The organism is Mesorhizobium sp. J8 (genome assembly GCF_016591715.1).
GTDB lineage: Bacteria > Pseudomonadota > Alphaproteobacteria > Rhizobiales > Rhizobiaceae > Mesorhizobium.
Genome location: NZ_AP024109.1, coordinates 4,428,233 through 4,452,640, shown reverse-complemented (window position 1 = coordinate 4,452,640; position 24,408 = coordinate 4,428,233). Strand labels below are relative to the sequence as shown.

Annotated in this window: 23 protein-coding genes and 1 pseudogene; 19 read left to right on the top strand and 5 right to left on the bottom strand. The window is 64.8% G+C overall.

What is annotated here, in order from left to right; genetic code table 11:
* Positions 1 to 8 precede the first annotated feature (8 nt).
* The 3 genes from recN to MJ8_RS21385 all read left to right on the top strand — a co-directional run bounded on the left by recN (position 9) and on the right by MJ8_RS21385 (position 4,794).
* Positions 9 to 1,682 (top strand): DNA repair protein RecN, encoded by a 1,674-nt coding sequence (recN, locus tag MJ8_RS21395; protein WP_201410725.1) that lies wholly within the window; start codon positions 9 to 11, stop codon positions 1,680 to 1,682.
* A 212-nt stretch (positions 1,683 to 1,894) separates the two neighbouring features.
* Positions 1,895 to 4,102, top strand: coding sequence for an NAD-dependent DNA ligase LigA (gene ligA / locus MJ8_RS21390; RefSeq protein ID WP_201410724.1), 2,208 nt, complete (start codon positions 1,895 to 1,897; stop codon positions 4,100 to 4,102).
* Positions 4,102 to 4,794: a DUF2461 domain-containing protein gene (locus MJ8_RS21385; RefSeq protein ID WP_201410723.1), complete on the top strand. Its 693-nt coding sequence runs from the start codon at positions 4,102 to 4,104 to the stop codon at positions 4,792 to 4,794. The genes ligA and MJ8_RS21385 overlap by 1 nt, the downstream gene beginning before the upstream one ends.
* Positions 4,795 to 4,827: 33 nt before the next feature.
* Here MJ8_RS21385 and MJ8_RS21380 read toward each other — a convergent pair whose 3' ends face one another.
* The gene (locus MJ8_RS21380) at positions 4,828 to 5,586 is read right to left on the bottom strand and encodes an SDR family NAD(P)-dependent oxidoreductase (RefSeq protein ID WP_201410722.1); all 759 of its coding nucleotides are present in this window, start codon (positions 5,584 to 5,586) and stop codon (positions 4,828 to 4,830) included.
* Positions 5,587 to 5,743: 157 nt separating this feature from the next.
* Here MJ8_RS21380 and MJ8_RS21375 point away from each other — a divergent pair, with 157 nt between their 5' ends.
* The 11 genes and pseudogenes from MJ8_RS21375 (at position 5,744) to MJ8_RS21325 (ending at position 16,101) form a co-directional block, all read left to right on the top strand.
* Complete coding sequence (locus MJ8_RS21375; protein ID WP_201410721.1) at positions 5,744 to 7,153, top strand: aldehyde dehydrogenase family protein; 1,410 nt, start codon at positions 5,744 to 5,746, stop codon at positions 7,151 to 7,153.
* Positions 7,154 to 7,172: 19 nt separating this feature from the next.
* Positions 7,173 to 7,970: an N-formylglutamate amidohydrolase gene (locus MJ8_RS21370; RefSeq protein ID WP_201410720.1), complete on the top strand. Its 798-nt coding sequence runs from the start codon at positions 7,173 to 7,175 to the stop codon at positions 7,968 to 7,970.
* 71 nt (positions 7,971 to 8,041) lie between these two features.
* Positions 8,042 to 8,626 (top strand): helix-turn-helix domain-containing protein, encoded by a 585-nt coding sequence (locus MJ8_RS21365; protein ID WP_201410719.1) that lies wholly within the window; start codon positions 8,042 to 8,044, stop codon positions 8,624 to 8,626.
* A 199-nt stretch (positions 8,627 to 8,825) separates the two neighbouring features.
* Positions 8,826 to 9,491 (top strand): annotated as a pseudogene (locus MJ8_RS21360) (ABC transporter ATP-binding protein); the annotation flags it as partial.
* 42 nt (positions 9,492 to 9,533) lie between these two features.
* Positions 9,534 to 10,688 carry an ABC transporter substrate-binding protein gene (locus MJ8_RS21355; RefSeq protein ID WP_201410717.1) on the top strand — a complete coding sequence of 385 codons (1,155 nt, stop codon included), beginning with the start codon at positions 9,534 to 9,536 and terminating at the stop codon, positions 10,686 to 10,688.
* Positions 10,689 to 10,704: 16 nt separating this feature from the next.
* Entirely contained in the window at positions 10,705 to 11,409 is a 705-nt protein-coding gene (locus MJ8_RS21350; protein WP_127250304.1) for an ABC transporter ATP-binding protein, read from the top strand.
* Positions 11,410 to 11,415: 6 nt separating this feature from the next.
* Positions 11,416 to 12,315, top strand: coding sequence for a branched-chain amino acid ABC transporter permease (locus MJ8_RS21345; protein WP_201410716.1), 900 nt, complete (start codon positions 11,416 to 11,418; stop codon positions 12,313 to 12,315).
* Positions 12,316 to 12,331: 16 nt separating this feature from the next.
* Positions 12,332 to 13,429: a branched-chain amino acid ABC transporter permease gene (locus tag MJ8_RS21340; protein ID WP_225247982.1), complete on the top strand. Its 1,098-nt coding sequence runs from the start codon at positions 12,332 to 12,334 to the stop codon at positions 13,427 to 13,429.
* Between the two features lie 29 nt (positions 13,430 to 13,458).
* A complete protein-coding gene (locus MJ8_RS21335; RefSeq protein WP_201410715.1) occupies positions 13,459 to 14,853 on the top strand; it encodes a glutamine synthetase family protein in 1,395 nt (464 codons plus the stop codon).
* 226 nt (positions 14,854 to 15,079) lie between these two features.
* The gene (locus tag MJ8_RS21330) at positions 15,080 to 15,808 is read left to right on the top strand and encodes an AzlC family ABC transporter permease (protein ID WP_201410714.1); all 729 of its coding nucleotides are present in this window, start codon (positions 15,080 to 15,082) and stop codon (positions 15,806 to 15,808) included.
* Positions 15,805 to 16,101, top strand: coding sequence for an AzlD family protein (locus tag MJ8_RS21325; protein ID WP_140751223.1), 297 nt, complete (start codon positions 15,805 to 15,807; stop codon positions 16,099 to 16,101). The genes MJ8_RS21330 and MJ8_RS21325 overlap by 4 nt, the downstream gene beginning before the upstream one ends.
* 86 nt (positions 16,102 to 16,187) lie before the next feature.
* Here the strand turns inward: MJ8_RS21325 and MJ8_RS21320 are convergent, their stop codons facing one another.
* The 3 genes from MJ8_RS21320 to MJ8_RS21310 all read right to left on the bottom strand — a co-directional run bounded on the left by MJ8_RS21320 (position 16,188) and on the right by MJ8_RS21310 (position 19,689).
* Positions 16,188 to 18,032 (bottom strand): aminopeptidase P family protein, encoded by a 1,845-nt coding sequence (locus MJ8_RS21320; protein ID WP_201410713.1) that lies wholly within the window; start codon positions 18,030 to 18,032, stop codon positions 16,188 to 16,190.
* A gap of 200 nt (positions 18,033 to 18,232) precedes the next feature.
* Positions 18,233 to 19,105 carry a 50S ribosomal protein L11 methyltransferase gene (locus MJ8_RS21315; RefSeq protein WP_201410712.1) on the bottom strand — a complete coding sequence of 291 codons (873 nt, stop codon included), beginning with the start codon at positions 19,103 to 19,105 and terminating at the stop codon, positions 18,233 to 18,235.
* Positions 19,105 to 19,689, bottom strand: a complete 585-nt coding sequence (locus MJ8_RS21310; protein ID WP_073985492.1) for an SCO family protein — start codon at positions 19,687 to 19,689, stop codon at positions 19,105 to 19,107. Before MJ8_RS21310 ends, MJ8_RS21315 begins: the two co-directional genes overlap by 1 nt.
* Before the next feature lie 200 nt (positions 19,690 to 19,889).
* Here MJ8_RS21310 and MJ8_RS21305 point away from each other — a divergent pair, with 200 nt between their 5' ends.
* The 4 genes from MJ8_RS21305 to MJ8_RS21290 all read left to right on the top strand — a co-directional run bounded on the left by MJ8_RS21305 (position 19,890) and on the right by MJ8_RS21290 (position 22,161).
* Entirely contained in the window at positions 19,890 to 20,393 is a 504-nt protein-coding gene (locus tag MJ8_RS21305; RefSeq protein ID WP_201410711.1) for a cytochrome b, read from the top strand.
* A 142-nt stretch (positions 20,394 to 20,535) separates the two neighbouring features.
* The gene (locus MJ8_RS21300) at positions 20,536 to 20,964 is read left to right on the top strand and encodes a CreA family protein (protein WP_201415521.1); all 429 of its coding nucleotides are present in this window, start codon (positions 20,536 to 20,538) and stop codon (positions 20,962 to 20,964) included.
* A 66-nt stretch (positions 20,965 to 21,030) separates the two neighbouring features.
* The gene (locus tag MJ8_RS21295; RefSeq protein WP_201410710.1) at positions 21,031 to 21,672 is read left to right on the top strand and encodes a DapH/DapD/GlmU-related protein; all 642 of its coding nucleotides are present in this window, start codon (positions 21,031 to 21,033) and stop codon (positions 21,670 to 21,672) included.
* A gap of 207 nt (positions 21,673 to 21,879) precedes the next feature.
* Entirely contained in the window at positions 21,880 to 22,161 is a 282-nt protein-coding gene (locus MJ8_RS21290; protein ID WP_201410709.1) for a hypothetical protein, read from the top strand.
* Between the two features lie 206 nt (positions 22,162 to 22,367).
* Here the strand turns inward: MJ8_RS21290 and MJ8_RS21285 are convergent, their stop codons facing one another.
* Positions 22,368 to 23,576, bottom strand: a complete 1,209-nt coding sequence (locus MJ8_RS21285; protein WP_201410708.1) for a hypothetical protein — start codon at positions 23,574 to 23,576, stop codon at positions 22,368 to 22,370.
* Positions 23,577 to 23,855: 279 nt separating this feature from the next.
* On the opposite strand from MJ8_RS21285, the gene MJ8_RS21280 reads away from it, so the two are divergent.
* A complete protein-coding gene (locus tag MJ8_RS21280; protein ID WP_201415520.1) occupies positions 23,856 to 24,350 on the top strand; it encodes a low affinity iron permease family protein in 495 nt (164 codons plus the stop codon).
* The last annotated feature ends 58 nt before the right edge of the window (positions 24,351 to 24,408 follow it).

The following is a 24,408-nucleotide window of genomic DNA, read 5'->3' as shown; positions in this document are numbered from 1 at the left end:
AGCTTGCGATGCTGTCCAGACTGTCGATCCGCGATATCGTCCTGATCGAGAAGCTGGACATCGACTTCCTGCCTGGGCTTTCGGTGCTGACCGGCGAAACCGGCGCCGGCAAATCCATCCTGCTCGATGCGTTATCGCTGGCGCTCGGCGCACGCGGCGATGCTTCGCTCGTCCGCCATGGCGCCACGCAGGGCCAGGTCATTGCCGTGTTCGACGTGCCGCGCAACCATCCGGCGCGCGCGCTGCTCGCCGAAAACGACATCGCGGACGATGGCGACATCATTCTGCGCCGCGTGCAGACGGCCGACGGCCGCACCCGCGTCTTCGTCAACGACCAGCCTTCCAGCGTCACGCTGATGCGCGATGTTGGCCGCGCGCTGGTCGAGATCCATGGCCAGCATGACGAGCGCGCGCTCGTCGATCCCGGCGCGCATCGCGAGTTGCTGGACAGTTTCGGCGGCCATCTGGGCGCCGTGCGCGGCACGGGCGAAGCCTGGCGCTATTGGCGGAATTGCGAGCAGGAGCTTTCCCGCCACCGCGCCAAGGTCGAGGCGGCGGCGCGCGAGGCCGATTACCTGCGTGCTTCCGTGGCCGAGCTCGCGAAACTCGATCCGCAGCCTGGGGAAGAGACCGACCTGGCCGAGTTGCGCGCGACGATGATGCGCGCGGAAAAGATCGCCGCCGAGATCCATGATGCGCAGGATGTGCTGTCGGGGCCGTCCTCGCCCTTGCCGCAGCTTGCCAGCCTGTTGCGCCGGCTGCAGCGCAAGTCGGGCGAAGCGCCGGGCCTGCTCGACGACGTGGTGAAGTCGCTGGACGAGGCGATGATCTCGCTCGATGCCGCGCAGTCCGGCGTGGAAGCCGCGCTTCGGGCGACCGAATATGATCCGCAGCGCCTGGAGAAGGCGGAGGAGCGGCTTTTCGCGCTGCGCGCCGCCTCGCGCAAACACAATGTCGCGGTCGACGAGCTGGCGCAGTTGCGCGACACGATGGTGGCCGATCTCGCCGACCTCGATGCCGGCGAGGAGCGGCTGCATGCGCTGGAGAAGCAGGCCGCCGCGGCGCGCGAGGCCTACGATATCTCCGCCGCGCAGCTCTCGTCGCTGCGCCACGCGGCGGCTGCGGGCCTGACCAAGGCTGTCATGGCGGAATTGCCGGCGCTGAAGCTCGAACGGGCCGAATTCATCGTCGAGATGGGAAGCGATGCCGAAAGCCGCATGGAAGAGGGCATCGACCAGGTCGAATTCTGGGTGCGGACCAATCCGGGCACCAGGCCGGGGCCGATGATGAAGGTCGCCTCGGGCGGCGAGCTGTCGCGCTTCCTGCTGGCGCTCAAAGTGGCGCTCGCTGATCGCGGCTCGGCGCCGACGCTCGTATTCGACGAGATCGACACCGGCGTCGGCGGGGCGGTGGCAGACGCCATCGGTCAGCGGCTGGCTCGGCTCTCGAAGCGTGTGCAGGTGCTTTCGGTCACGCATGCGCCGCAGGTGGCGGCACGCGCCGCGACGCATTTCCTGATCTCGAAATCCGGCGGCAAGGACCGTGTCGCCACCGGCATCGCCGAAATGGACCGCGCCGCGCGCCAGGAAGAGATCGCGCGCATGTTGGCCGGCGCTGTCATCACCGACGAGGCGCGCGCCGCGGCGGAAAGGTTGCTGCGCGAGAACACAGCCGCGGCCTGAGATTTCTGGGCGCTGGCAGGTTGAGTCAGCAGATGGCTGCATCTTGCTGTTCGGGAATGATTTTTGCGCAAGCCGACTTCATGCCGGCGAATCCTGATTTATAGTGGCCCGCCGCCAAGCGCGCTGCGCTTGGGTTGTTGTTTTATGCATGTCGTTATCCCAAAACCGCACGACACTTTTGGGCGACATGCATTGATCGAGGACCGCGTTCCATGTCGGAAAAACCAGTCGAATCGCTGAGCGAAAGCGAGGCCGCGGAGGAGCTGAAGCGGCTCGCGACGGAGATCGCCGAGCACGACCGGCGTTATCACACCGAGGACGCGCCGACGATCTCCGACGCCGAGTATGACGCGCTGGCGCGGCGCAATCTCGCGATCGAGGCGCGCTTCCCCGATCTCGTGCGCGAGGATTCGCCGTCGCGCCGGGTCGGCGCGCCGCCGGCGGAAGGCTTTGCCAAGGTCCGCCACGCGGTGCCGATGCTCAGCCTCGCCAAGGCCTACACGGACCAGGACGTCGCCGATTTCATCGAGCGCGGAAGACGCTTCTTCGACCGCGACAAGGACCTCGACATCGCCTTCACCGCCGAGCCGAAGATCGACGGTTTGTCGGCCTCGCTGCGCTATGAGAACGGCGTGTTCGTGCAGGGCGCGACGCGCGGCGACGGCACGGTCGGCGAGGACATCACCGCCAATCTCAAGACCATTGCGGACATCCCGAAGAAGCTGCAGGGCTCGGGCTGGCCGGAGGTCATCGAGATCCGCGGCGAGGTCTACATGACCTATGCCGAATTCGAGGCGCTGAAGCAGCGCTCGGCGGCTATAGGCGGCCAGGATTACGTCAATCCGCGCAACACGGCGGCCGGATCGCTGCGCCAGAAGGACCCGTCGGTCACCGCAAGCCGCAATCTCAAATTCTTCGCCTATGCCTGGGGCTATACGACAGCGGATCCGGCTCCGACCCAGTACGATTCCGTGCAGAAGTTCAAGGAATGGGGATTCAAGGTCAGCCCGCTGATGGTGCGGGCGAAATCGATCGACGAACTTATCGCGCACTACCACCGGATCGAGGAGCAGCGTTCCTCGCTGGGCTACGACATAGACGGCGTCGTCTACAAGGTCGACCAGCTCGAGTTGCAGCGCCGCTGGGGCTTCGTCACCGGCGAGCCGCGCTGGGCCGTCGCGCATAAGTTTCCGGCCGAGCAGGCGATGACGACGGTCGAGAAGATCGACATCCAGGTCGGACGCACCGGCACGCTGGCGCCGGTGGCGCGCCTGGCGCCGGTGACCGTCGGCGGCGTGGTGGTCGAGAATGTCACGCTGCACAATGAAGACTACATCAAAGGCTTCGACAGCAACGGCCAGCCAATCCGCGACGGCATCGACGTGCGCATCGGCGACACGGTGGTGATCCAGCGGGCAGGGGATGTCATCCCGCAGATCGTCAGCGTCGTCATCGACAAGCGGCCGGCCAATGCCGTGCCTTACGAATTCCCGCATACCTGCCCGGTCTGTGGCTCGCCGGCGACGCGCGAGATCAACGAGAAGACGGGCAAGGAGGATTCGCGCCGCCGCTGCACAGGCGAGCTGATCTGCGCCGCGCAGGCCGTGGAAAGGCTGCGCCATTTCGTGTCGCGCGGCGCGCTCGACATCGAGGGCCTCGGCGCGGAGAACATCGACCTGTTCTTCAATGCGGGGCTGGTGAAGACCGCCGCCGACATCTTCACGCTGAAGGATCGCCGTCCGGCGGTCACCAGGGCGTTGGCCGAGCGGCGGGAAGAGCAGGCGCGGCTGCGCGAGGAAGCTTCAGGCAAGACGCGCAAGAATGTGCGCAGCGTCGAGGAGCGCAACTATGAAGGCCTCGACAAACTCTTCGCCGCCATCGACGCGCGGCGCGAGCCGGAGCTCGACCGTTTCATCTTCGCGCTCGGCATCCGCCATATCGGCGAGACGACGGCGGCCGTCCTTGCCCGCCAGTTCTCGACCATCGAGGAGCTCATCCGGATCGGCAAGGAGACGGCAAAGGCGGAGGATCCGCATACCGTCTTCCCATCGATCAACGGCATCGGCGACACGGTGATCAACGCGCTGCGCGATTTCTTCGGCAATGAGCGCAATGACGACGTGCTGGATGCGTTGCTCGCCCAGGTCCACCCGAAACCCTATGTCGTGGAAATCTCGGCCGGCAGCGAGGTCTCAGGCAAGACGGTGGTGTTCACCGGCTCGCTGGAAAAGATGACGCGTTCGGAAGCCAAGGCGATGGCGGAGCGGCTCGGCGCCAAGGTGGCGGGCTCGGTCTCGGCCAAGACCGACCTGGTGGTGGCAGGTCCCGGCGCCGGTTCGAAGCTCAAAGTTGCGAGCGATCTCGGCATCGAGGTCATCGACGAGGACACTTGGCTGCGGCGCATCGGCAGGGGCGGCTGATGACGGGCGCGTTCAAAGGGTTTGGGCAAAAGGCCATCCCGTTCCTGAAGGCGCTCGATTTCCACCAGAGCCGGGAATGGTTCCAGGAGAACCGCGACCTCTTCGACAGCGAGTTGCATGGGCCGTTCTGCGATCTGGTCGAGACGCTCAGCGAACGCTTCGAGGCGGCCAAGCTTGGCTTGCGCGGCGACCGCAAGAGGTCTCTGTTCCGCATCAATCGCGACGTGCGCTTCTCCAAGGACAAGCGGCCCTACAACCGGCACCTCTCGGCGATTCTCTCGCCCGACGGCACCAAGATGGAGCAGGGCGTCTTCTATGTGCATATCGGGCTCGAGCGCTGCTTCGCCGGCGTTGCCTGGTGGCAGCCGGCGCCCGAACTGCTGCAGGCGATGCGCAAGGCGATCGTGACCAAACCGGCTGCGTTCCGGGCCATGGTCTCATCGCTCAAGAAGGCCGGCCTGGAGCTCGATGCGGAGGATCGCCTGAAGCGGGCACCGCGCGGTTTCGAGGATGTCGGCGACGAGGATCTCGCCCAAGCGGTGCGCAACCGGCATTTCGTGGTCAGGCACGACATCGATCCGGCGACGATTCATTCGCCGGCGCTGGTCGACGATCTCGTCGGCTTCACGCTTCGCGCCAAGCCGCTGCTTGACTGGGGCAGGGCGATCCAGGGGACAACCGCGGCGGCCTGACCTATTTGGTCTCAGCCGTCCGAGGCCCGAGTCCTACATCCGCATCAGCAGGCCGCCATCGACGGGGAGCTCGATGCCGGTGATATAGCTCGCGGCGTCGGAGAGCAGGAAGAGGGCGGCATTGGCCATGTCCTGCGGCGTGCCAATGCGGCCGAGCGGCGCATAGCTCGCAACGGCGGCGCGCTTCTCCTCAGTGTCCCAGCGCGCCTGCAGCGGCGTCAGCGCCATGCCGGGACAGATCGCGTTCGAGCGTATGCGCTCGGCGGCAAGCTGCATGGCGAGCGACTTGGACAGCGCACACACTCCGGCCTTCGAGGCCTGATAGGCGTCCTGCGGGTTCGGATCGCCGCGATACCACTGGATGGTCGAGAAATGCACCATGGCGCCGCCACGCCCGCCGGCGCGCATATGCGGAACCACCGCGCGCGCCGTGTGCACAAAGGATTTCAGGTTGATGTTGAAGACGTCGTCCCAGACCCCGAGATCCATGTCGAGCGCCGACTTGTCGCGGCCGAACCACAGCACGCCGGCGACATTGGCGAGATAATCGATGCCGCCGCGCTCGCGGCCGGCGGAGCCGATGACCTCTTCGACGAAGACGGCGTCGGTCAAATCGCCCTGGGCGAAGGTCAGCCGATCGTCATATCTGGCAAGCGAGGCCGGACGCGTCTTGACGTCGATGGCGGTGACGGAAGCGCCGGCATCGAGCAGGGCAAGCGCGATCGCTTCACCCATGCCGCCGCCGGCACCGGCCACCACCGCGTGCCTGCCGGTGAAATCAAAGACGATCATCCGTCACCCCTCCTGATGTTGGCGCCATGGCGCGATGGCGGGACAATAGGGGCCGATAAAAAATCCATCAAGCCGTATTCGAAAAAATTTGCCAAAATGGAAAATCGCGATATCGTGCCGCGATCGACAGCTTCCTTTTCGGGTGGATTCCAAAACCATGAACCTGCATTCCGGCGCGCGGACCTTTTCGGTGACCTCTCCTGTCGACGGCTCGATCTATGCCACCCGCGCCTATGCCGATGGGGCCGCGATCGAGGCTGCGGTCGCTCGCGCCCGCGCGGCGCTGCCGGGCTGGCGGCGCGCGCCGCTGGCCGAGCGTCTGGCGATCCTTCTGCGCTTCGGCGAGGAAATGAAAGCGCGCTCGACGCCCCTCGCCGAGGCGGTGGCATGGCAAATCGGCAGGCCGTTGTGGCAAGCCGACGAGACGCCGCGCCTGGCACTGATCGGCGAGCTGCTTGCGTGCGCCGCGCCGGAGACGCTGGCCGACATGCCCTATCCGTCGGACGAGAACATCCGCCGCTACGCCAAGCCAATGGCCGGCGGCCTGCATCTGTCGATCTGCGCCTGGAACTACCCGACCGCCATGCTCGGCTATCTGGTCACGTCGCCGCTTGCGGCGGGCAATGTGGTGATCTTCAAGCACTCGCCGCAGACGCCGCTGGTCGCGGAGCTTGCCGAGGAGGCCTTCCGTGCGGCCGGCGGACCGGAAGGGGTGTTCCAGAGCCTGCACCTCGATCATCCGGACGCCGAACGGCTGATCGCATCCGGCGTCTTCAACGCCGTCAATTTCATCGGCTCGGTCAACGGCGGCCGGCGCGTGCATGCGGCAGCGGCCGGCACCTTCACCCAGGTGCATCTCGAGCTCGGCGGCAAGGATCCGACCTATGTGCGCTCCGACGCCGACCTCGATGCGGCGGTTCCGCTGATCGCCGAGGGCACCTATTCCAACGCCGGCCAGTCCTGCTGCTCGGTGGAGCGCATCTATGTCGATCGCCTGATTCACGACCGCTTCGTCGAGGCGCTGGTCGCCGAGACGGCGAAATGGGGGATCGGCCATCCGATCGCCGAAAAGCCGATGGTCGGCCCGGTGGTGCGCGCGGTCGCGGCCGACACCATCCGCGGCCTCACCGAAAGCGCGGTGTGGGCAGGGGCGAAGCGCCTGATGCCGCAGGATGGCGCGCTCAAGGCGGCAAGCCTCGGGACCGCCTACGTCGCGCCGGAGGTGCTGACCGGCGTAGACCATACGATGCAGATCATGCGCGACGAACTGTTCGGGCCGGTGGCCTGCGTCCAGGCGGTCGGCGGCGACGACGAGGCGATCCGGCTGATGAACGACAGCGACTACGGCTTGAGCGCCTCGATCTGGACGCGCGATGTCGAGCGCGGCGTGGCCTTGCTCGACGAGGTCGAAGCCGGCACGGTCTATCTCAACCGCTGCGATCATGCCGACCTATATCTGCCCTGGGGCGGCATCAAGAATTCCGGCCTCGGCCGCACCAACGGACGCGCCGGCCTGATCGAAGCAACGGCGGCGAAGGCTTACCATGTCCGCTCCGTCATCGCCTGACCGCCGGGGGCGTCCGGCCGTGCGTGGCCTTGAAGAGCTTGGCGACGCGGCCGTCGCGGCGCTTGCGGCGGCCGGCGTGGAGCGGTTGCTGCCGGATTCGGCCAACCCCTATCTCCTGATCGCCGAACATGCCGGCAACGTCGTGCCGGCGCCGTGGCGCGACCTTGGCCTGGCGGAGCCCTATCTCGGCACGCATTTCGCGGTCGACATCGGTGTCGATGCGCTGACGCGGCGGCTCTCGCGAACGCTGCGGGCGCCGGCCGTGATCGCGCGCTATTCGCGGCTGTTCCTCGACTACAACCGCCCCGCCGAGGAATGGGACTTCATGCGGCCGGATCTCGGCGGCATCCCGGTGCCGGGCAATCTGGCGGTGGATGCGGCGGATGCGAGGCTGCGCAAGCTCGTCGCCTGGGCGCCGGTCGAACGGGCGATCATCGAAACCGCCGCCGGCAGGCGCGCGCTGATCTCGGTGCATTCCTTCACGCCGGTGATGGGCGGGGTGAAACGCAATGTCGACATCGGCGTGCTGTGGCGGGAACAGTCACCCTTCGTCAACTCGGCGCTGAAAACGCTCCGGGCCCAGGGCACGGAGGCTGGCTTCAGGATCGGCGACAACGAACCTTACGACTGGCGCCAGGCCGTCGGCTACACGCTGAAACGGCACGGGCTGCAGCAGGGCCGGCCCTGCCTCTATCTCGAGGTGCGCAACGACCTGCTTACCGATCCGGAAACATTGGAACGCATCAGCCGCGTCCTCGAGGCTGCCTTTACTACCGTCGCGATATCCCTATGGCCGCAATCAACCGTAGCCGTCTGAAGACTGGACGCTCGAAGGGCGCGCCGTTAGAGCTTGTCGAATTGGAAACACGACAGCCAAGGGCGTGGACGATGCAAGGCAATGTGGGCAGCAAGATCCGCGATGCGCGCAAGCAGCAGAACATCACCTTGCGCGATCTCAGCGAGCGCTCAGGCCTTTCCGTTTCGCAGCTCTCGAAGCTGGAGAACGGCAAGGCAAGGCTGACCGTCGATATCGCCCTGATGATCGCCGGCGTGCTGCACGTGCCGGTGGCCTCCTTCCTGTTCAGCCCGAAGCCCGGGCCGCAGGCGCGCCGCTCGATCACGCGCGCCGGCAGCGGCATCCTGCATGAAGGCAACGCCATGGAATTCGAGGTCTTGTGCAGCGATTTCCGCGACAAGACCAATATTTTCTGGCGCGTCACGCTGTGCGCCAGAACCTTCGAGGAAAACGGCGGGTGGCGCAGCCATTCGGGTGAGGAGTTCATTCATGTGCTGAGCGGCAGCCTGCAACTGCACACGCTCCACTACGACCCGACCGTGCTGCAGCCCGGCGACAGCATCCTGTTCGACGGCGAGATGCAGCACGCCTATGTGGCGCTCGGCGACGAGCCCGTCATCATGCTGATGTCGAACACGGTGCCGCGCGACGGGCTGCCGCCACGAGCAGGCGTCTGACCGACGAGCCCCAGCTTTTCCGTTCAAGAATTTTTCTAAAATGGAAAAAAATACTTGTTATGGAAAAGTCGGGAGACTAGCATCCATTTGACCGACCGACAGGAGAACAGCCAGCGGCCGGGAATGGGAGAGATGACCGATGCTGTCGGTTGAGGCAGTCAGCAAGACATTCGGCGGCGTGCAGGCCTTGCGCAGCGCCTCGCTGACTTGTGAGGCGGGCGAGATCCTCGGTCTCATCGGTCCGAACGGCGCCGGCAAATCCACCCTCGTCAACGCCATTTCGGGCGTGCTCAAGCCGGACAGCGGCAGCGTTCGCCTGGCGGGCGACGAGATCACCGGCCGCGGCCCGGAGCATTGCGCGCGGGCAGGGGTCGGCCGCACCTTCCAGACCATCAGGCTGTTCAAGGATTTGACCGTCCGCCAGAACGTCGAGGTGGCGCATATCACCTGCCGCGCCGTGCGCCCCGATGCCGCCAGGCGCATCGGCGTCGATCAGCTGCTGCAGCAATATGAGCTCGCAGGCTTCGCCGACAGCCCGGCCGGAACGCTGCCCTATGGCAGCCAGCGCCGGCTCGAGATCGCCCGCGCGCTGGCGTTGGGACCGTCCCTGTTGTTGCTCGACGAGCCGGCGGCCGGTCTGAACGAGGCCGAGTCGGAGACCCTGGCGATGGCGATCGAAGGCATCCGTCGCGACGTCGGCTGCGCGACCATCGTCATCGATCACGACCTGCGCTTCATCAACCGGCTCTGCGACCGGCTTTGCGTGATGGACCAGGGCCAGGTGATCGCTTCGGGCGAGACGGAAGACGTGTGGCGCGATCCGCGCGTCGTCGAGGTCTATGTCGGGCAGTCGGAGACGGCCTGAAGGCCCGGAAGAACAACCGCAATGAGAGGAAGGAGGGGTAGAATGGAAAAGATTTTGCTGGGAGCCGCGGTGCTGACCGCGGGGCTGCTGCAGGCCGGGCATGCGGGCGCGGCCGATCTGAAGATCGGGCTTGCGGTCGCCATGACCGGGGCCTACGCGCCCTATAGCGAGGCCGAGGGCGCGCGCTGCATGGCTGACAAGCTCAACAAGGCCTCAAGCGCGAACGATCCCAAAGTCGAGCTGATGATCGAGGACAACCGCTCCGATCCGCAGCTTTCGGTCTCGCTCGGCCAGAAATTCCTCGACGCCGGCGCGCAGATCATCACCGGCGTGCCGTTCCCGGACGCGCTGATCCCGATGGCGCAGACCGCGCAGCCTTATGGCGCCACGGTGTTCTCGGCACCGAACACGCAGCTCGAGATGCAGCAGGCCGGGCTCGACAACTTCATTGCCGGCGCCGTGCCGGATCCGATCAATGCCTCGGCCACCGCCAACGCGCTTTACGGCAAGGGCGCGCGGACCGTCGCGCTGATGGTGTCGCCCGATGCCGGTTCCTACTCGGAGAAGCTGCCGGAGTGGTTCGGCGAGGTGTTCGAGCATCTCGGCGGCAAGGTGGTCGGCAAATTCAACTATTCCTACGGCACCACCGACTGGTCGCCGCAGATCGCCTCGATCAAGGCATTGCCGCAGAAGCCGGACGCGATCCATATCTGCGCCGTGCTGCCAGATGTCGGCATCCTGATCCGGCAATTGCGCGCCAACGGCTATGAAGGCTGGGTGACCGGCTGCGACGCCTTCGACGACAAATCGCTGGAAGGCACGGTCGGCGATCCGAAATCGCTGGAAAAGGTGATGTTCGCGACCCATGGCGCGACCGGCGTCGATGGCCCGATCGACAAGTTCCTCGCCCAGTGCAAGGCCGACGGCTACAAGATCAACGGCATCTTCGACGCGCTCGGCGCCGACATGGTGCAGATCAGCTACGAAGCGGCGAAAAAGGCCGGCACCGTCGACCCCGCCGCCTTACGCGAGGCGATCCGCGCGCCTGGCGGATATCCGGGCACGACGGCGCCGACGATTTCCTTCGCCGAGAAGAAGGGCTATCCGGTCAAGGCCGTGCCGGTGATGGGCTTTGCCGACGGCAAGCGGGTGCTGATCACCGACACGCCGCCGACCTTCGTTCCGGCGCTGAACTAAAGCGAGGCAGGGACACGTGCTGAAGGTCGAGAAGCTTGTCGTGCGCTATGGCGCCGTCATGGCGGTGCGTGAATTGTCGCTCGAGGTCGGACAGGGCGAGCTTGTCGCCCTGCTCGGGCCCAACGGCGCCGGCAAGAGCTCGACCATCAACGCGCTGACCGGGCTGGTCACGCCAGCCTCGGGGCGTATCGTGCTCGACGGCAAGGACATCTCGCATGTCCGCACCGAGGACCGCATTCGCGCCGGGCTGACCTCGACGCCAGAAGGCCGGCACATCTTCGCCAACCTGAGTGTCGGCGAGAACCTGCGGCTGGGGGCGGCGACAAGGCGCGACCCCGCCGGTGTGCGCCAGGACATCGAGCGGTTCCTGTCCCTGTTCCCGGTGCTGTCCGAGCGCTACGGCCAGGCGGCAGGCACGCTTTCGGGCGGCGAGCAGCAGATGCTGGCGATCGCCCGTTCGCTGATGTCGCGGCCGAAGCTGTTGCTGCTCGACGAGCCGTCGCTCGGGCTCGCGCCCAAGATCGTGGCGCGCATCTTCGACTTCATCGGCGAGCTCAAGGCGCAAGGGCTGACGCTGCTGGTGGTCGAGCAGAACGCGAAGCAGGCGCTGCGCTTCGCCGACCGCGTCTATGTCGTGAGCTCGGGCACGCTGCGCTATGACGGACCGCCGGCCAGGCTCGCCGACGAGCACGGCCTGTTCAACCTCTATATCGGCGGGTAGGCGGCGATGGATTACGCCTTGCAGCAACTCCTCAACGCGCTCGCCTTCGGCGCGGAATATTCGCTGGTGGCGCTCGGGCTAGCCGTCGTCTTCTCGATCATGGGCTTGGTCAATTTCGCCCATGGCGAGATCATCGGCGTCTCCGCCTACAGCGTGTTCCTGGCTGCCGCGCTCGGGCTGACCTCGCCCTTCGTCGCGGTACTGCTTGCCGTCGGCATGGCGGCGCTCGCGGCGGTCGTGTTCGAGCGTGTCGCCTTCCGGCCGGTGCGCTACGCGCCGACCACGACCGGATTGCTCACCGCCTTCGGCGTGTCGATCGTGGTGCAGAACCTTTTCATGCTTCTGATCTCGCCCAAGCCGCAGTCGGTCTCGGTCCTCAACGGCCTCAACCAGATGTGGTTTGTCGGTCCCTTCGCCGTATCGTCATTGCAGGTGATGGAGCTTATCGTCTCGGGCCTGACCATCCTTGCGCTCGTGCTCTTCCTTAACCGCTCGACTCTCGGGCTCGCCATCCGCGCCGCCTCGCGCGACTTCGCCACCGTGCGGCTGATGGGGATCAAGGCAAACCGGGTGATTGCCACGGCGTTTGCGATTTCGGGCGCGCTGGCGGGCATCGCCGCCGTCTTCATCCTGGCACGGCGCGGCAGCGTCTCACCCGATCTCGGCTTCGGCCTGGTGCTGAAGGCCTTCGTCGCCTGCGTCATCGGCGGCTTCGGTTCGCTGCCGGGTGCCGCTGTCGGCGGCATGTTGCTCGGCTTCATCGAAGTCGGCCTGCTCGTCGCGCTGCCGCAGGAATATGCGGGCTTCCGGGACGCGCTCACCTACGCGATCATCGTCGCGCTGCTCGTCTACCGGCCGGAAGGCCTGCTCGGCCAGCGCATCGAACTCGGCGACAAAGAGATTTAGAGCGGGGAGATCTGACGTGGCAGGCTCCGAACTCTCGCAAGCGGTCGACCAGATGGCGGCTCCGACCGGCGCGGCGCGATCCAACAATGCGCTGGTCCGCTCGCTGATCGGCGGGCTGGTGACGGCGCTGCCGGTGCTGGCGATCGGGCTCCTGGTGCTGAACTTCGCGCCGACCTATTACACCTTCCTGGCGCTCGGCGCCTTCGTGAACCTGATTGTCGTGGTCGGCCTGCAGGTGTTCATGGGCAATTCCAACATCGCCAATCTCGGCCACAGCGCCTTCGTCGGCCTCGGCGCCTATGGCGTCGCCATTCTGTCGACGCCTCTTGCCATGAAGAAGCTGTCGATCCCCAACGCCCCGTTCGGCTTTGCGACGCTTGAATTCGATCCGGTTTCGTCGGCGCTTGTCGCGCTCGTCGTCGTCGGCATCGTGGCGCTGGTCAGCGGCAAGGTGATCAGCCGGCTGTCTGGGGTCGCGGCGACCATCGTCAGCCTGGCGCTGCTCATCATTGTCCATTCGGTGTTCCTCAACTGGACCGATCTGTTCAAGGGCAACCAGGCTTTCTTCGGCATCCCGAAAGTGGTCGGCCTGCCGTGGATGCTGGTGTTCGCGGTGCTGGCGATCGTGGCGGCGCGGCTGTTCAAGGACAGCCGCTGGGGCCTGCAGTTGCGCGCCAGCGCGCAGAGCCCGCAGGCTGCGGCGGCGCTCGGCATCGATGCGAAGAAACTGCGGCTCATGTCATGGGTGCTGTCGGCGCTGATCTGCGGCCTTGCCGGCGTGCTCTACGCCTATTTCGCCGGCACGATCAGTCCGAAACTTTTCTACTTCCAGATGATCTTCAACACGCTGGCGATGCTGATCCTCGGTGGCATGGCGACGGTGACGGGGGCGGTCACCGGCGTCATCGTGCTTTCGATCGGGCTGGAATTCATCCGCAGCATCGAGTCCGGCGTGACCGTCGCGGGTATCCAGATGCCGCAGCTGCTTGGACTGTCGGGCGTGGCGCTCGGCGTGGTCATCGTGTTTTGCATGGCATTCCGGCCGAGCGGCATCAGCGGCCGGCATGAGCTCGACGAGCTTGTGTCGCTCCTGTTGCGGCGCAACGCCAAATAGCTCAGTCATTTCCTGGTGGAGGGTTGAACGTGGAATTCGAGGACAGGGTGGCGGCGTATGCGCCGAAGCTCGAGGCGCTGCAGGCAGAGCTTGCGTCGCGCGGCGTCGAGTTCGTCGAGGTGCATACGGTCGACACGTCGGGCGTTGTACGCTCCAAGATCGCGCCGCTGAAGCTTTCCACAGCCGGCGAGTCGATCAATGCCATCCTCTATTGCGTCACGCATGGCGACGGCCAGCCGACGGGCGATGTCGCCTTCGCCTCGCCGAGCGCCAATGAGGAGAACGGCTTTCCCAACATCAAGGGCATCATCGACCCCGATACGGTGGTGCAGCATGGCTGGAAGCCGAAATTCGCGTCCGCCATCACGCGCTCCTTCATGCTGGACGGCGCCGTCTGTCCGTATGACCCGCGCGGCGTGCTGGCGCGCGTCGAGGAGCGTGCCAGGGCGCTTGGCTACGAGCCGAAATTCGCCCTCGAATACGAGTTCGGCATTTTCCACGCCGACCATGATCTGATGCGCGCCGGCCGCTATCGCGAGTTGAAGCCCTGGGGCCATTCGCTGATCAACTACGACCTCGTGCGCAGCGGCGAATACCAGGATTTCGCCGCCGAGTTCATCACCCGCATGAAGAGCATCGACATCGGCGTCGCCTCGCTGGTCACCGAATATGGCTATGGCATGTATGAATACGCGCTGACGCCGAAGAGCGCTCTCGCGGCGGCGGATGCCGCGATGCGCGCCAAGCTGCATCTGCGCGAGCTGTGCGCCGAGCGTGGCTTGGTGGCGACCTTCATGACGCGCTTCCAGCCGCCGGGCAAGGAAAGCGCCTGCGGCGCGCACCATCATGTCAGCCTGTGGCGGGACGGCAAGCCGGCCTTCGCGGCCGGACCGAACCGGCTGACGCCGGTCGCCGAGAAATTCCTCGCCGGCGTCCTCAACCGCATGCAGGAGACGCATATCTTCTTCCGGCCGACGGTCAACTCCTACCGCCGCTTCGATCGCGGCGCGTGGTCGCCGGAAGACGTCGCCTGGGGCTTCGAGAACCGCACCGCGCCGATCCGCGCCATCACCACGCCGAACGATGCCGCCTGCCGGTTCGAGCACCGGGCGCCCGGTGCCGACGTCAATCCTTATCTCTCGATCGCCGCGATCCTGGCGGCCGGCTGCGAAGGCATCGAGAAGAACCTGCCGCTCGAGGCGCCGGTGACGAGCAACCTCGCCAACCTCGACAAGCCGAAGCTGCCACGTACGCTGGATGCTTCCATTGAAGCCTTCGCCGCATCCGATTTCTGCGCCGAGGCGTTCGGCGAAGCGTTCCGCGACAACTACGCCGAAAGCCGCCGCGCCGAGCAGGCGGCCTTCGATGCCTGGCAGGCCTCGCATATCACCGACTTCGAGTGGCAGCGCTACTTCGTCAGCTGAGGCGGGTGGAAATTTCCGCCGCTTCGCAACTCGGCGATCAGTTCCGCTGATCGCTGGGTCAAGCGAATTGGTGTGACATTGAGGGCGACGCTCCCTAAATCAGACCGCACTTGAAGCGCGTCGCGCTGAACGGATTCAGGCGACGCGTCTCAAGTCTTTTTGTTGATGCATGTCGTTGTCCCAGAACCGCTGCGCACTTCTGGGGGGCATGCATTGGGAGCGGCTGATGGCGGCGGAAGCAATTTCTGAGGGCAGGACCGGCGGGGATTTCTGGGACGGCGTGCGATTGTCGATGCCGGTGGTCGTCGCCTCGGCGCCGTTCGCGATCCTGTTCGGCGCGATCGCCGTCGACAATGGTTTCTCGGTGCTCGAGGCATTCCTGATGAGCGCCATGATCTATGGCGGCGCGAGCCAAATGGTCGGCATCGAGCTGTTCGGCCAGCATGTCGCGCCGTGGCTGATCGTGCTGTCGATCTTCGCCGTGAATTTCCGCCATGTGCTCTATTCGGCCGGGATCGGCCGGCGCATCGCGCATTGGCCGCTGCTGCAGCAGGCCGCCGGCTATTTCATCCTGACCGACCCGCAATTCGCCGTGGCCGAGGCGAGGGCCGTGTCGGGCAAACCGGTCGGGTTTGTCTGGTATCTTGGGCTTGGCCTGCCGGTTTACGTGTTCTGGGTGATCGAAAGCGGGTTGGGCGCGGTGTTCGGCAAGATGATCCCGGATACGCATGCGCTGGGCATCGATTTCCTGTTGCCGATCTATTTCCTCGGCCTCGTCCTCGGTTTCCGCAAGCGGCCGCTGTGGCTGCCAGTCGTCGCCGCAAGCGCGGCCGCATCGATCATCGCCTACAGAACCGTCGGCTCTCCCTGGCATGTCTCGATCGGCGCCATCGCCGGCGTGCTGCTGGCGGTGATCCTGCCGCCGCATCACAGCGGAATAGGGGAGCGGCCGTGAGCACGACCTTCTGGATCATCCTCGCCGGCGCGATCGCCACCTATCTGACCCGCATCGGCGGGCATCTGGTCATCTCGCGCTTCGAGAATATCCATCCGCGCGTCGAAGCCGGGCTCAACGCCGTGCCGGCCGCGGTGCTGACCACGCTGGTCGCGCCGGCAGTGCTTGGCGCCGGGCCCGCCGAATGGGCGGCACTGATCGTCACTGCTTTGGTCTCGCTGCGCGGCGGGTTGATGGCGATGTTCTTGGCCGGCGCGGCGGTGCTGATCATTGCACGGCAGTTTGTGGGGTAGGAATTCCGGCAATCATTGGGAATGCCGGCGCCCCTCATTGCCCTGCCGGGCGTTTCTCCCCGTTCACGGGGAGAAAGAAGCTCATCTCAGATCTTGGCGTCGTGCGGCAGCGGTGCGGTCGCCTTCTCCAGCCAGGCCAGCGTTTCGCCGTCCACCATCGGGCCGATCTCGGCAAGCACCCATGCATGATACTGGTCGAGCCAGTGCAACTCATCGCGCGTCAGAAGATCGGTGCGGATGAGCCGCTTGTCGATCGGCGCCAGCGTCAGGGTCTCGAAGGCGTGCATGGCGATGTCGCCGCCCTCGACCGGCTCCGCCGGCGTCACCAGGATCAGGTTCTCGATGCGGATGCCGTAGGCACCTTCCTTGTAGTAGCCGGGCTCGTTGGACAGCATCATGCCGGCCAGTAGTTTTTCGGTACCGGTGCGGGCGATGCGCTGCGGCCCCTCATGCACGGCGAGATAGGAGCCGACGCCGTGGCCGGTGCCATGGGCGAAGTCGCAGCCATGCTTCCACAGCGCCATGCGGGCAACGGCGTCGATTTCCGAGCCGCGCGTACCGGCGGGGAAGCGCAGCGTCGAGATGCCGATCATGCCCTTCAGCACGAGCGTGAAGCGCTCGCGCATCTCCTCGGTCGGCTGGCCGATCGGCACGGTGCGGGTGATGTCGGTGGTGCCGTCCTGATATTGGCCGCCCGAATCGAGCAGGAACAGCTCGCCGCTCTCAAGCTTGCGGCTGGTGGCGCGCGAGACGCGGTAATGCATGATGGCGCCGTTCGGGCCGGCGCCGGAAATCGTGTCGAAGGAGACGTCGCGCAGCGGCATCTGCGTTTCCTCGCCGGTCTGGCGGCGCACTTCCTCAAGCTTAGTGACGACGGCGATCTCGTCGAGTGAGCCAGGCGGTTGGCGGTCGAGCCAGCACAGCAGCTTGGCGACAGCCGCGCCGTCGCGGCGATGCGCGGCGCGGCTGCCGGCGATCTCGGCCTGGTTCTTGGTGGCGCGGGGAATGCGCGCCGGGTCGGCGGCCAGCACGACCTTGCCGCCATTGTCCTCGACCAGCATGCGGAGCTTCTCCGCCGCCAGCACGGGATCGAGCGCGATCTTGGCGCCCCCCTTGGCGAGCTCGATGATCGCGGCTTCAAACTCGCCTGGATCGTGCGGATCGGCAAGCTGGGTGAGATAGGCCGCGACTTGCCGCGAGAATTTGCGCTGGTCCATGAACAGCTGATGCTTGCCGTCGGCGGCGAGGATGGCAAAGCCGAGCGCCAGCGGCGTATGCGGCACGTCGCCGCCACGGATGTTGAAGGCCCAGGCGATCGACGAGGGATCGGTCAGCACCGCATGGGTCGCGCCATCCTTCTCGATCGCCCTCGCCAGCCGCGCCAGCTTATCCTTGGCGAGTTCGCCGGCAAGGTTCTGCGGGTGGATCTCGACCGGCGCGCGCGGCGGTTCCGGCTGGTCCTTCCAGATGATGTCGATGGGGTTCCTGTCGAGCGGCACCAATGTCGCGCCGGACTGCTCGGCCGACGCCTTCAGCGCCTTGATCTCGCCGATCGTGTGCAGCCACGGGTCGAAGCCGATCCTTGCGCCCTTGCCGAGATTGTCCTTGATCCAGGAGGCCGGCGGATTGTCGATGAGGCTTTCGACGGTGAAGATCGAGAGATCAACCTCATTTCGCACCTGCAGCGTGTAACGGCCGTCGACGAAGATGAAGGCGCGGTCGCGCAGCACGATCGCGACGCCCGCAGAACCGGAAAAGCCGGTCAGCCATTTCAGCCGCGCTGAGCGATCGGCGACATATTCGCCCTGGTGCTCGTCCGCGCGCGGCACAAGGAAGCCATCCAGGCCGTTCTCGGCCAGCCATTGCCGCAGCAACGCCACACGCGGCTTGCCGACGGCCGGATCACCAGCGGAATCAAAGGTCTGGAACATTTTTGGCTCCCTCGAGTGGATAGATCGCGATGGCGTTTCGTTGAATAGCCCTCACGATCTAACTCTTTGTTGGAGCATGATCTTTCTCCGAAAACCGGTTCCCACTTTTCGGGATCATGCTCTTGCGGCGACCGTAGCGCATGATCTTGAAAACCGGAATCGATTTCGGCAGGGCCAGATCGGCTGGATGCAACCCGGCCTCAGCGCTTGAGGTGGATGGTCACCCAGCCCTCGCGGTGGAGCGTGCGGACGTGGCGGAAGCTCTGCCCGACATAGGCCGAGATCACCGCGTCGCGCTGCCGGTCGAGGATGCCGGAGAGCACCAGCGAGCCGCCGAGCCTGACGTGCCTGGCCATTTCCGGCGCCAGCCGCATCAGCGGCCGGGCCAGGATGTTGGCGACGATGAGGTCGAAAGGCGCGCGCCTGGCGAAGATCGGGTTGTGGAAGCCCGGCGCCGTCACCGTCTCGACCAGCGCCTTGACATGGTTGAGGCGGGCATTGGCCGCGGCGACGCGGACGGCGACCGGATCGATGTCGGTCGCGAGCACCGGGATATGTGCGAGCTTGGCCAGCGCGATGGCGAGCACCGCGCTGCCGGTGCCGAGGTCGAGCGCGTTGCGCGGCCGCTCGCGCAGCACAACCTGCTTCAGCATTTCGAGGCATCCGGCCGTGGTGCCGTGATGGCCGGTGCCAAAGGCAAGGCCTGCCTCGATCTCGATGGCGAGGTCGCCGGCGTGGCGCTTGGCGCGGTCATGCGAACCATGGACGAGGAAGCGGCCGGCGCGCACCGGCTTCAGCCCTTCCAGCGAGCGCGACACCCAGTCCACATCGGGAAGGACCTCGCGCTCGACGGCCTTCGGCAGGCCGAGACCGGCGAGGATATCCGTGACCTGCGCCTCGACGGAATCGACGTCGCCATCGGCATAGAGCGACACTTCGTGGATGTCTTTTTCCTCATCGAGCTCCAGCACGGCGAGCGGCAGGCCGTCCTCCTCGAAGGCGGCGTCAAGCGCCGCGAAGATGCGGTCGGCCTCGACCTTGTTGGCGATGAGGTGGAGCCTGGTCTGCGCCATCAGGTTTGGCCACCGGCTGCCAGCCGCTTCAGCTTGGCGATGGCGGTGTCGGCGCTCTCGCCATAGGCGATGGTTCCTGCGAAATCGCCCTTGGCGTTGAGCAGCAGCACCGAGGCCGTGTGGTCCATCGTGTAGTCGCCGTCGCCGGTGTCGACCTTCTTCCAGTAGATGCCGAAGGCCTTGGCCATGGCATGCACCTTGTCCGGATCGCCGGTGATGCCGGTGATGCGGTCGGAGAAGTTGCTGACATAGGTGTTCATCGTCTCCGGCGTGTCACGCTCCGGATCGACGGTGACGAAATAGGCGTTGAGGTTCTTGCCGCTGTCGCCCATCGTCTTCAGCCAGCCGGCGAGCTCGAACAGGGTCGTCGGGCAGACTTCGGGGCAATGGGTGAAGCCGAAGAACACCACGCTCGGGTGGCCCCTGAAGGCGGCCTCGGTGATCGGCGCGCCTTTCTGGTCGACCAGGGTGAAGGGCGCGCCGAAGGGCTCGCCGCCGTAATGGCCCCGGTACCAGTCGAATGTCAGCCAGCCGATTCCCGCCGCCATGAGGACGAGAATGCCGATCAGGATTGAACGCATCATCAGTGAATGTCCGTCGCCATTGCTCAGGCTGAAAGCCAGTTTGGCGACAGTCTTAACGGGTCGGCGCCGTGGGCGCAAAGATGTCGCGTTGCCGCAAGCGGCCGGGCAGGCGGATCGCGGCGCGGAGCCTTACCGATCCTTAATTTGAACGGTTTGGCTTCACAACTATGTTCCGTAGACTTTGGTGATGGAGTAACCCGATGGCCGGCGCGCCGACATCTTATTCGAAGACCCAGATATGGCTGCATTGGAGCATCGCGGCGCTCATCCTGGTCCAGTTCGTTGCCCATGACGGCATGGAGCATGTGTGGCGCGCGCTGCGGCGTGGGCAGGAAGCCGCCGCCGGCGATTGGCCGCTCGCCTATATGCATGTCGTGCTCGGCCTTGCGGTGCTGGTGCTCGCCGCCTGGCGGCTGTGGCTGCGGGCAATGCGCGGCGTCCCGCCGGTGTCGGGGATGGAGCATCCGGCGCTGCGGCTGCTCGCCAGGGCAACGCATCTGGTGATCTACGCGCTTATCTTCATCGTGCCGCTTTCCGGCGCCGCGGCGTGGTTCCTGCAGGTGCCTGGCGCGGGTTTCGTGCATGTCGTCGGCAAGAATGTGCTGCTCTATCTTGTGCTGCTCCATGTGGCCGGCGCGCTCGTCCAGCACTTCGTGCTGAAGTCAAACGTGCTGCGGCAGATGCTGGCCTTCCGACAGGTATAGGCTCGTTGTAAGTCATCGGCGGCTTGCAAACGCCACGATCCTGTCCCACCTGACATCGGCAAAACGCCAACCGAGGAGGCAACCTTTGCGAAAACTGATCGGCTTGTTCGCCGCATGTCTTGTCCTCAGCGCCGGCGCGGCCATGGCTGACGAGGTGGGTAAAGTGGGTGTCGACTGGGTCGGCAACGACATCATGATCGACGCCATCAAGGACCCGAAGGTTGACGGCGTCACCTGCCACGTCGCCTATTTCGACCGCAGCATCATCGACCGGCTGCACAAGGGCAACTGGTTCGAGGATCCTTCCGATTCCTCGATCTCCTGCCGCCAGACCGGGCCAATCACCGTCGGCGACATCGACATGAGCGAGGGCGGCGAAGAGGTGTTCAAGCAGGGCCTCAGCCTGATCTGGAAGAAGCAGGTGGTGAACCGCATCTACGACAAGAAGAACGAGACGCTGATCTATCTGTCGCATTCGCGCCAGGTGCAGAACGGCTCGGCGAAGATGTCGGTCACGACGGTGCCGCTTTACGGCCAGAACGTGGTGTGGACCAAGGGTAAGCCGCAATAGCCCGATAAGGCTTGCCGAGGGCAGGTCACGCTTGCGGGGCCGTCCCTGCCGGCGTAAAGCCCCCTTATGGACCGTCCTGAAAACCTCGTCCTCAAGGACCCCGAGCCGCGCATCCATCCGACCGCGGAGCTGAAGGGATGCAAGCTCGGCCGCTATGCCTCGATCGGCGAGCGGGTGATCCTGCGCGAGGTGAGCGTCGGCGACTTTTCTTATTTCGAACGCCATTGCGAGGCGATCTACACGACGGTCGGCAAGTTCTGCTCGATTGCCGCGAATAGCCGCATCAACGCGCTCGAGCACCCGATCGAGCGGCTGACGCAGCACAAGGTCAGCTACCGGCCGAACGAGTATTTCCGCTGGCTCGGCGTCGATACCGAATTCCGTGCGCGCCGACAGGCAAAATCGGTCAGTGTCGGCCACGATGTCTGGATCGGTCATGGCGCGGTCATCATGCCGGGCATCGCGATCGGCAATGGCGCCGTCATTGGCGCCAATGCCGTGGTGACGCATGACGTCGCGGCCTACACGATCGTCGCCGGCGTTCCGGCAAAGCCGCTGCGCCGGCGTTTCTCCGCCGCGGTCGCGACACGCATCGAGGCGCTTGCCTGGTGGGACTGGGCGCCCGAGAGACTGGCCCGCGCAATCCCCGACATGCAGGCTATGCCGATCGAAGCATTTCTCGATCGCTGGGAAGACAATACCCCCTGAATCGACCTGCTCCCCGATCTATTTACCATTGCCCGTAACCAAGGTTTTTAACGTAAAAGATTAGCGTTAAAAATTGGAAAACGACGTGTATAGATCGAATTCACCACTCTGCGGTTGCAAGCATTTCCGCAAAATGTACAAATCAAATCGGAGGTAATATCGGGGTGAAGTTGAAGGAAACACCGCAAGCAACAAAGGAGAGTAGTCATGAAGAAGTTCGTATTTGCACTCACTGCAGCTGTTGTTGTTTCCTTCTCGTCCGCCGGCGCCTATGCCGGTGGCTGGGGTGGTAGCTCGGGCAGCCTCATCAACGTGTCGCCGAACGTCAATCTCGGCGCGTTGAATGGCGCGCTCAACGGCAACAACATCCTCAACGGTAACGTCATCTCGGGCATCCTGAACGGCAACAAGACCAATGTCGTTTCCGGTATCCTCAGCGGGATCGGCGTCAACGTCGGCAGCAACAACTACTCGCTGAAGAAGCACTGAGCAGAAGCGCGGACAGCTAGCATCCGCAAAACGCGGGCAGGAGGGTCTCGCACACCCTCCTGTCTGTCGTGTCTGATCGCTGACTGGCGGCCCTGGCCGCCAACGTTAGATCGTGATGGCGTTTCGTTGAATCGCCTTCACGATCTAACTCTTTGTTGGAGCATGATCTTTCTCCAAAAACCGGTCCGACTTTTCGGGATCATGCTCTAGATATTCGTGCGCACGCCGACGAAGGCGTCGACCGTGTTTTCATGCTCGTCGAGAATGGTCTTTACTTTCTGGGAGTAATCGACACGGAAAACGATGTTGAGCGTCTTGGTGGCGCCCCAGGTCGCCTCGGCATAGACGCCTTTGCTGCGCTCGACATTCTCAAGCAGCAGATTGTCCTTGAGCTGGGCAAAAATCCCGGTGCCGACGGCAACATTCTCGCGCAGCTTCAAGCCGAGCTCGAGCTCCGCGCGGCGCAGCCACGAGGCGAGCGGATCGTCCGTGTCGGATGTTTCGTAGCGGCCGAAGCAGGTGCCGCGCAGCTCGAATCCCTTCGGCAGCGGTTGGACGAAATTTGCCTGCCAGGCCGGCAAGACGCGCTCATAGATGCCGTCCGCGCCGCGCAGATACTGCGCGCCGAGCGCCAGGCCGAAACTCGAGCCGTCAATGCCCTTGAAGGCCGCTTCGGCCTGCGCCGTGTACTGGAAGAAGGAAAGCTGGAGCGGCGGGAAGCCGACGCGTTCGACCGAAGCCAGCAACGCCGATGTCGAGCCGCCGAAGGCGTATTCGCCGACGGTCCGCGTGAGTCTCGCCGCCACCTGGGAAAGGATGCGGTCGGCGTGCAGCTTAGTCGGCGAAATGAGATCGTCCTGGAAATGGGTATCGCCGACCTTCTCGATGCTTTCCGTCGCTTCGATGGTGAGCGAAGTCGCGTTGCCGAGATCGATGCCGAGCTGACCTTGTGCGCTGAGGATCTGCTTCAGCTCGCGCGTGCCGATGATGAGTGGCCCGATCTCGAGATCGTCGCCGGTGCTCAGCACGCGATAGCCGAGCGTTCCGCGCAGCTCGAGCCCTGTCTCCAGGCGGCGGAAAGCTTGTGCCGATAGCGCCAGCGAGCGGTCGTCCTCGATCGAGGCCCTGTTGTAGCGCGATGCCTCGAAATCGGCATGGACACTGGCATTGGCGTCGGCATCGCCCCATTGCTGGTCGATCGAGCCGCGCAGCAGCGTGTACCAGTCGGTGACGGCGCGATCGCTGTCCAGCGCGTTGGTGGTCCAGTGCTGTTCTATGCTGCCGGTGATCTTCGGATCCGTTCCGGGATCGGCCTTTGCCTCAGCGCCGGCCAGCAGAAGGCCGAGACACGCAGCACCGCCAACCAACCGGGAGGAAAGGTAGCGCGTGACAGGACGGGGCGTTTCGATGGTCATGCTCCGCGCTCTGATCATGAGTGCCCCTTCCGCCATGCGGGGGTGGCGCAGCGGAAGGGGCTGGAGGTAAACCGCCGTGAAGCGGAAGGAACAGGCTTTCTGGCCTGCACCGGCACTATTGCAAACAAACGGATAAGGTGTTTTTTCACGCGCCTACGCTTTCTGAGTGTAGTCGGTTGCAGCCGCGTGCGGGCACGAAAATTCGACCCGGCGGAACCGGAGCGGGCGGCAGCTTGTTTCTTGGCAAATGCCTGCGCATCCACGGTTCGAGGGAGTTGCATGATCGAGAAAGTTTTTACGCGGATAGCCAACCAGGTGGCCCATCTGGCGGGCCTACCGGCGACCTTCGCCATCTGCGTGCTGATCGTGGTCGCATGGGCGCTGAGCGGGCCGTTCTTCGGCTTCTCGGACACCTGGCAACTGGTCATCAACACCGGCACCACCATCATAACCTTCCTGATGGTGTTCCTGATCCAGAACACGCAAAATCGCGACGGCGCGGCCATCCAGGCCAAGCTGGACGAATTGATCAGGGTCGGCCGCGCCCACAATCACTTCATCGGGATCGAACACCTGACGGAATCCGAGGTCGAGGAGATCCGCTCGAAATGTGAGGCGGCGGCAAAACGCCATGATCGGGAGATTGCCGAAAAGGCGGCCGACAAGGCTGTGGCCGGGAAGAACGGCTCCAAGCATCAGCCCAAGACCGCCGGCGCGGGCACGAGGAAGACCGCGGCCGGGAAGAACGCCTCCAAGAAGAAAGCGGCGGCTTGAGGCGGCCGTCGGTATTTGCTTTACGCAATTCCGGACGGAAAACCGCTATGCACTTTTC

What these genes read in the sequence shown, in the direction of transcription:
- MJ8_RS21300 (WP_201415521.1), top strand. Translation starts at nt 20,536, where the DNA reads ATGGCTGACGAGGTGGGTAAAGTGGGTGTCGACTGGGTCGGCAACGAC.
- MJ8_RS21310 (WP_073985492.1), bottom strand. Translation starts at nt 19,689, where the DNA reads ATGATGCGTTCAATCCTGATCGGCATTCTCGTCCTCATGGCGGCGGGA.
- MJ8_RS21290 (WP_201410709.1), top strand. Translation starts at nt 21,880, where the DNA reads ATGAAGAAGTTCGTATTTGCACTCACTGCAGCTGTTGTTGTTTCCTTC.
- ligA (WP_201410724.1), top strand. Translation starts at nt 1,895, where the DNA reads ATGTCGGAAAAACCAGTCGAATCGCTGAGCGAAAGCGAGGCCGCGGAG.
- recN (WP_201410725.1), top strand. Translation starts at nt 9, where the DNA reads ATGCTGTCCAGACTGTCGATCCGCGATATCGTCCTGATCGAGAAGCTG.
- MJ8_RS21345 (WP_201410716.1), top strand. Translation starts at nt 11,416, where the DNA reads ATGGATTACGCCTTGCAGCAACTCCTCAACGCGCTCGCCTTCGGCGCG.
- MJ8_RS21305 (WP_201410711.1), top strand. Translation starts at nt 19,890, where the DNA reads ATGGCCGGCGCGCCGACATCTTATTCGAAGACCCAGATATGGCTGCAT.
- MJ8_RS21380 (WP_201410722.1), bottom strand. Translation starts at nt 5,586, where the DNA reads ATGATCGTCTTTGATTTCACCGGCAGGCACGCGGTGGTGGCCGGTGCC.
- MJ8_RS21365 (WP_201410719.1), top strand. Translation starts at nt 8,042, where the DNA reads ATGCAAGGCAATGTGGGCAGCAAGATCCGCGATGCGCGCAAGCAGCAG.
- MJ8_RS21320 (WP_201410713.1), bottom strand. Translation starts at nt 18,032, where the DNA reads ATGTTCCAGACCTTTGATTCCGCTGGTGATCCGGCCGTCGGCAAGCCG.
- MJ8_RS21285 (WP_201410708.1), bottom strand. Translation starts at nt 23,576, where the DNA reads ATGACCATCGAAACGCCCCGTCCTGTCACGCGCTACCTTTCCTCCCGG.
- MJ8_RS21375 (WP_201410721.1), top strand. Translation starts at nt 5,744, where the DNA reads ATGAACCTGCATTCCGGCGCGCGGACCTTTTCGGTGACCTCTCCTGTC.
- MJ8_RS21295 (WP_201410710.1), top strand. Translation starts at nt 21,031, where the DNA reads ATGGACCGTCCTGAAAACCTCGTCCTCAAGGACCCCGAGCCGCGCATC.
- MJ8_RS21355 (WP_201410717.1), top strand. Translation starts at nt 9,534, where the DNA reads ATGGAAAAGATTTTGCTGGGAGCCGCGGTGCTGACCGCGGGGCTGCTG.
- MJ8_RS21280 (WP_201415520.1), top strand. Translation starts at nt 23,856, where the DNA reads ATGATCGAGAAAGTTTTTACGCGGATAGCCAACCAGGTGGCCCATCTG.
- MJ8_RS21330 (WP_201410714.1), top strand. Translation starts at nt 15,080, where the DNA reads ATGGCGGCGGAAGCAATTTCTGAGGGCAGGACCGGCGGGGATTTCTGG.
- MJ8_RS21315 (WP_201410712.1), bottom strand. Translation starts at nt 19,105, where the DNA reads ATGGCGCAGACCAGGCTCCACCTCATCGCCAACAAGGTCGAGGCCGAC.
- MJ8_RS21385 (WP_201410723.1), top strand. Translation starts at nt 4,102, where the DNA reads ATGACGGGCGCGTTCAAAGGGTTTGGGCAAAAGGCCATCCCGTTCCTG.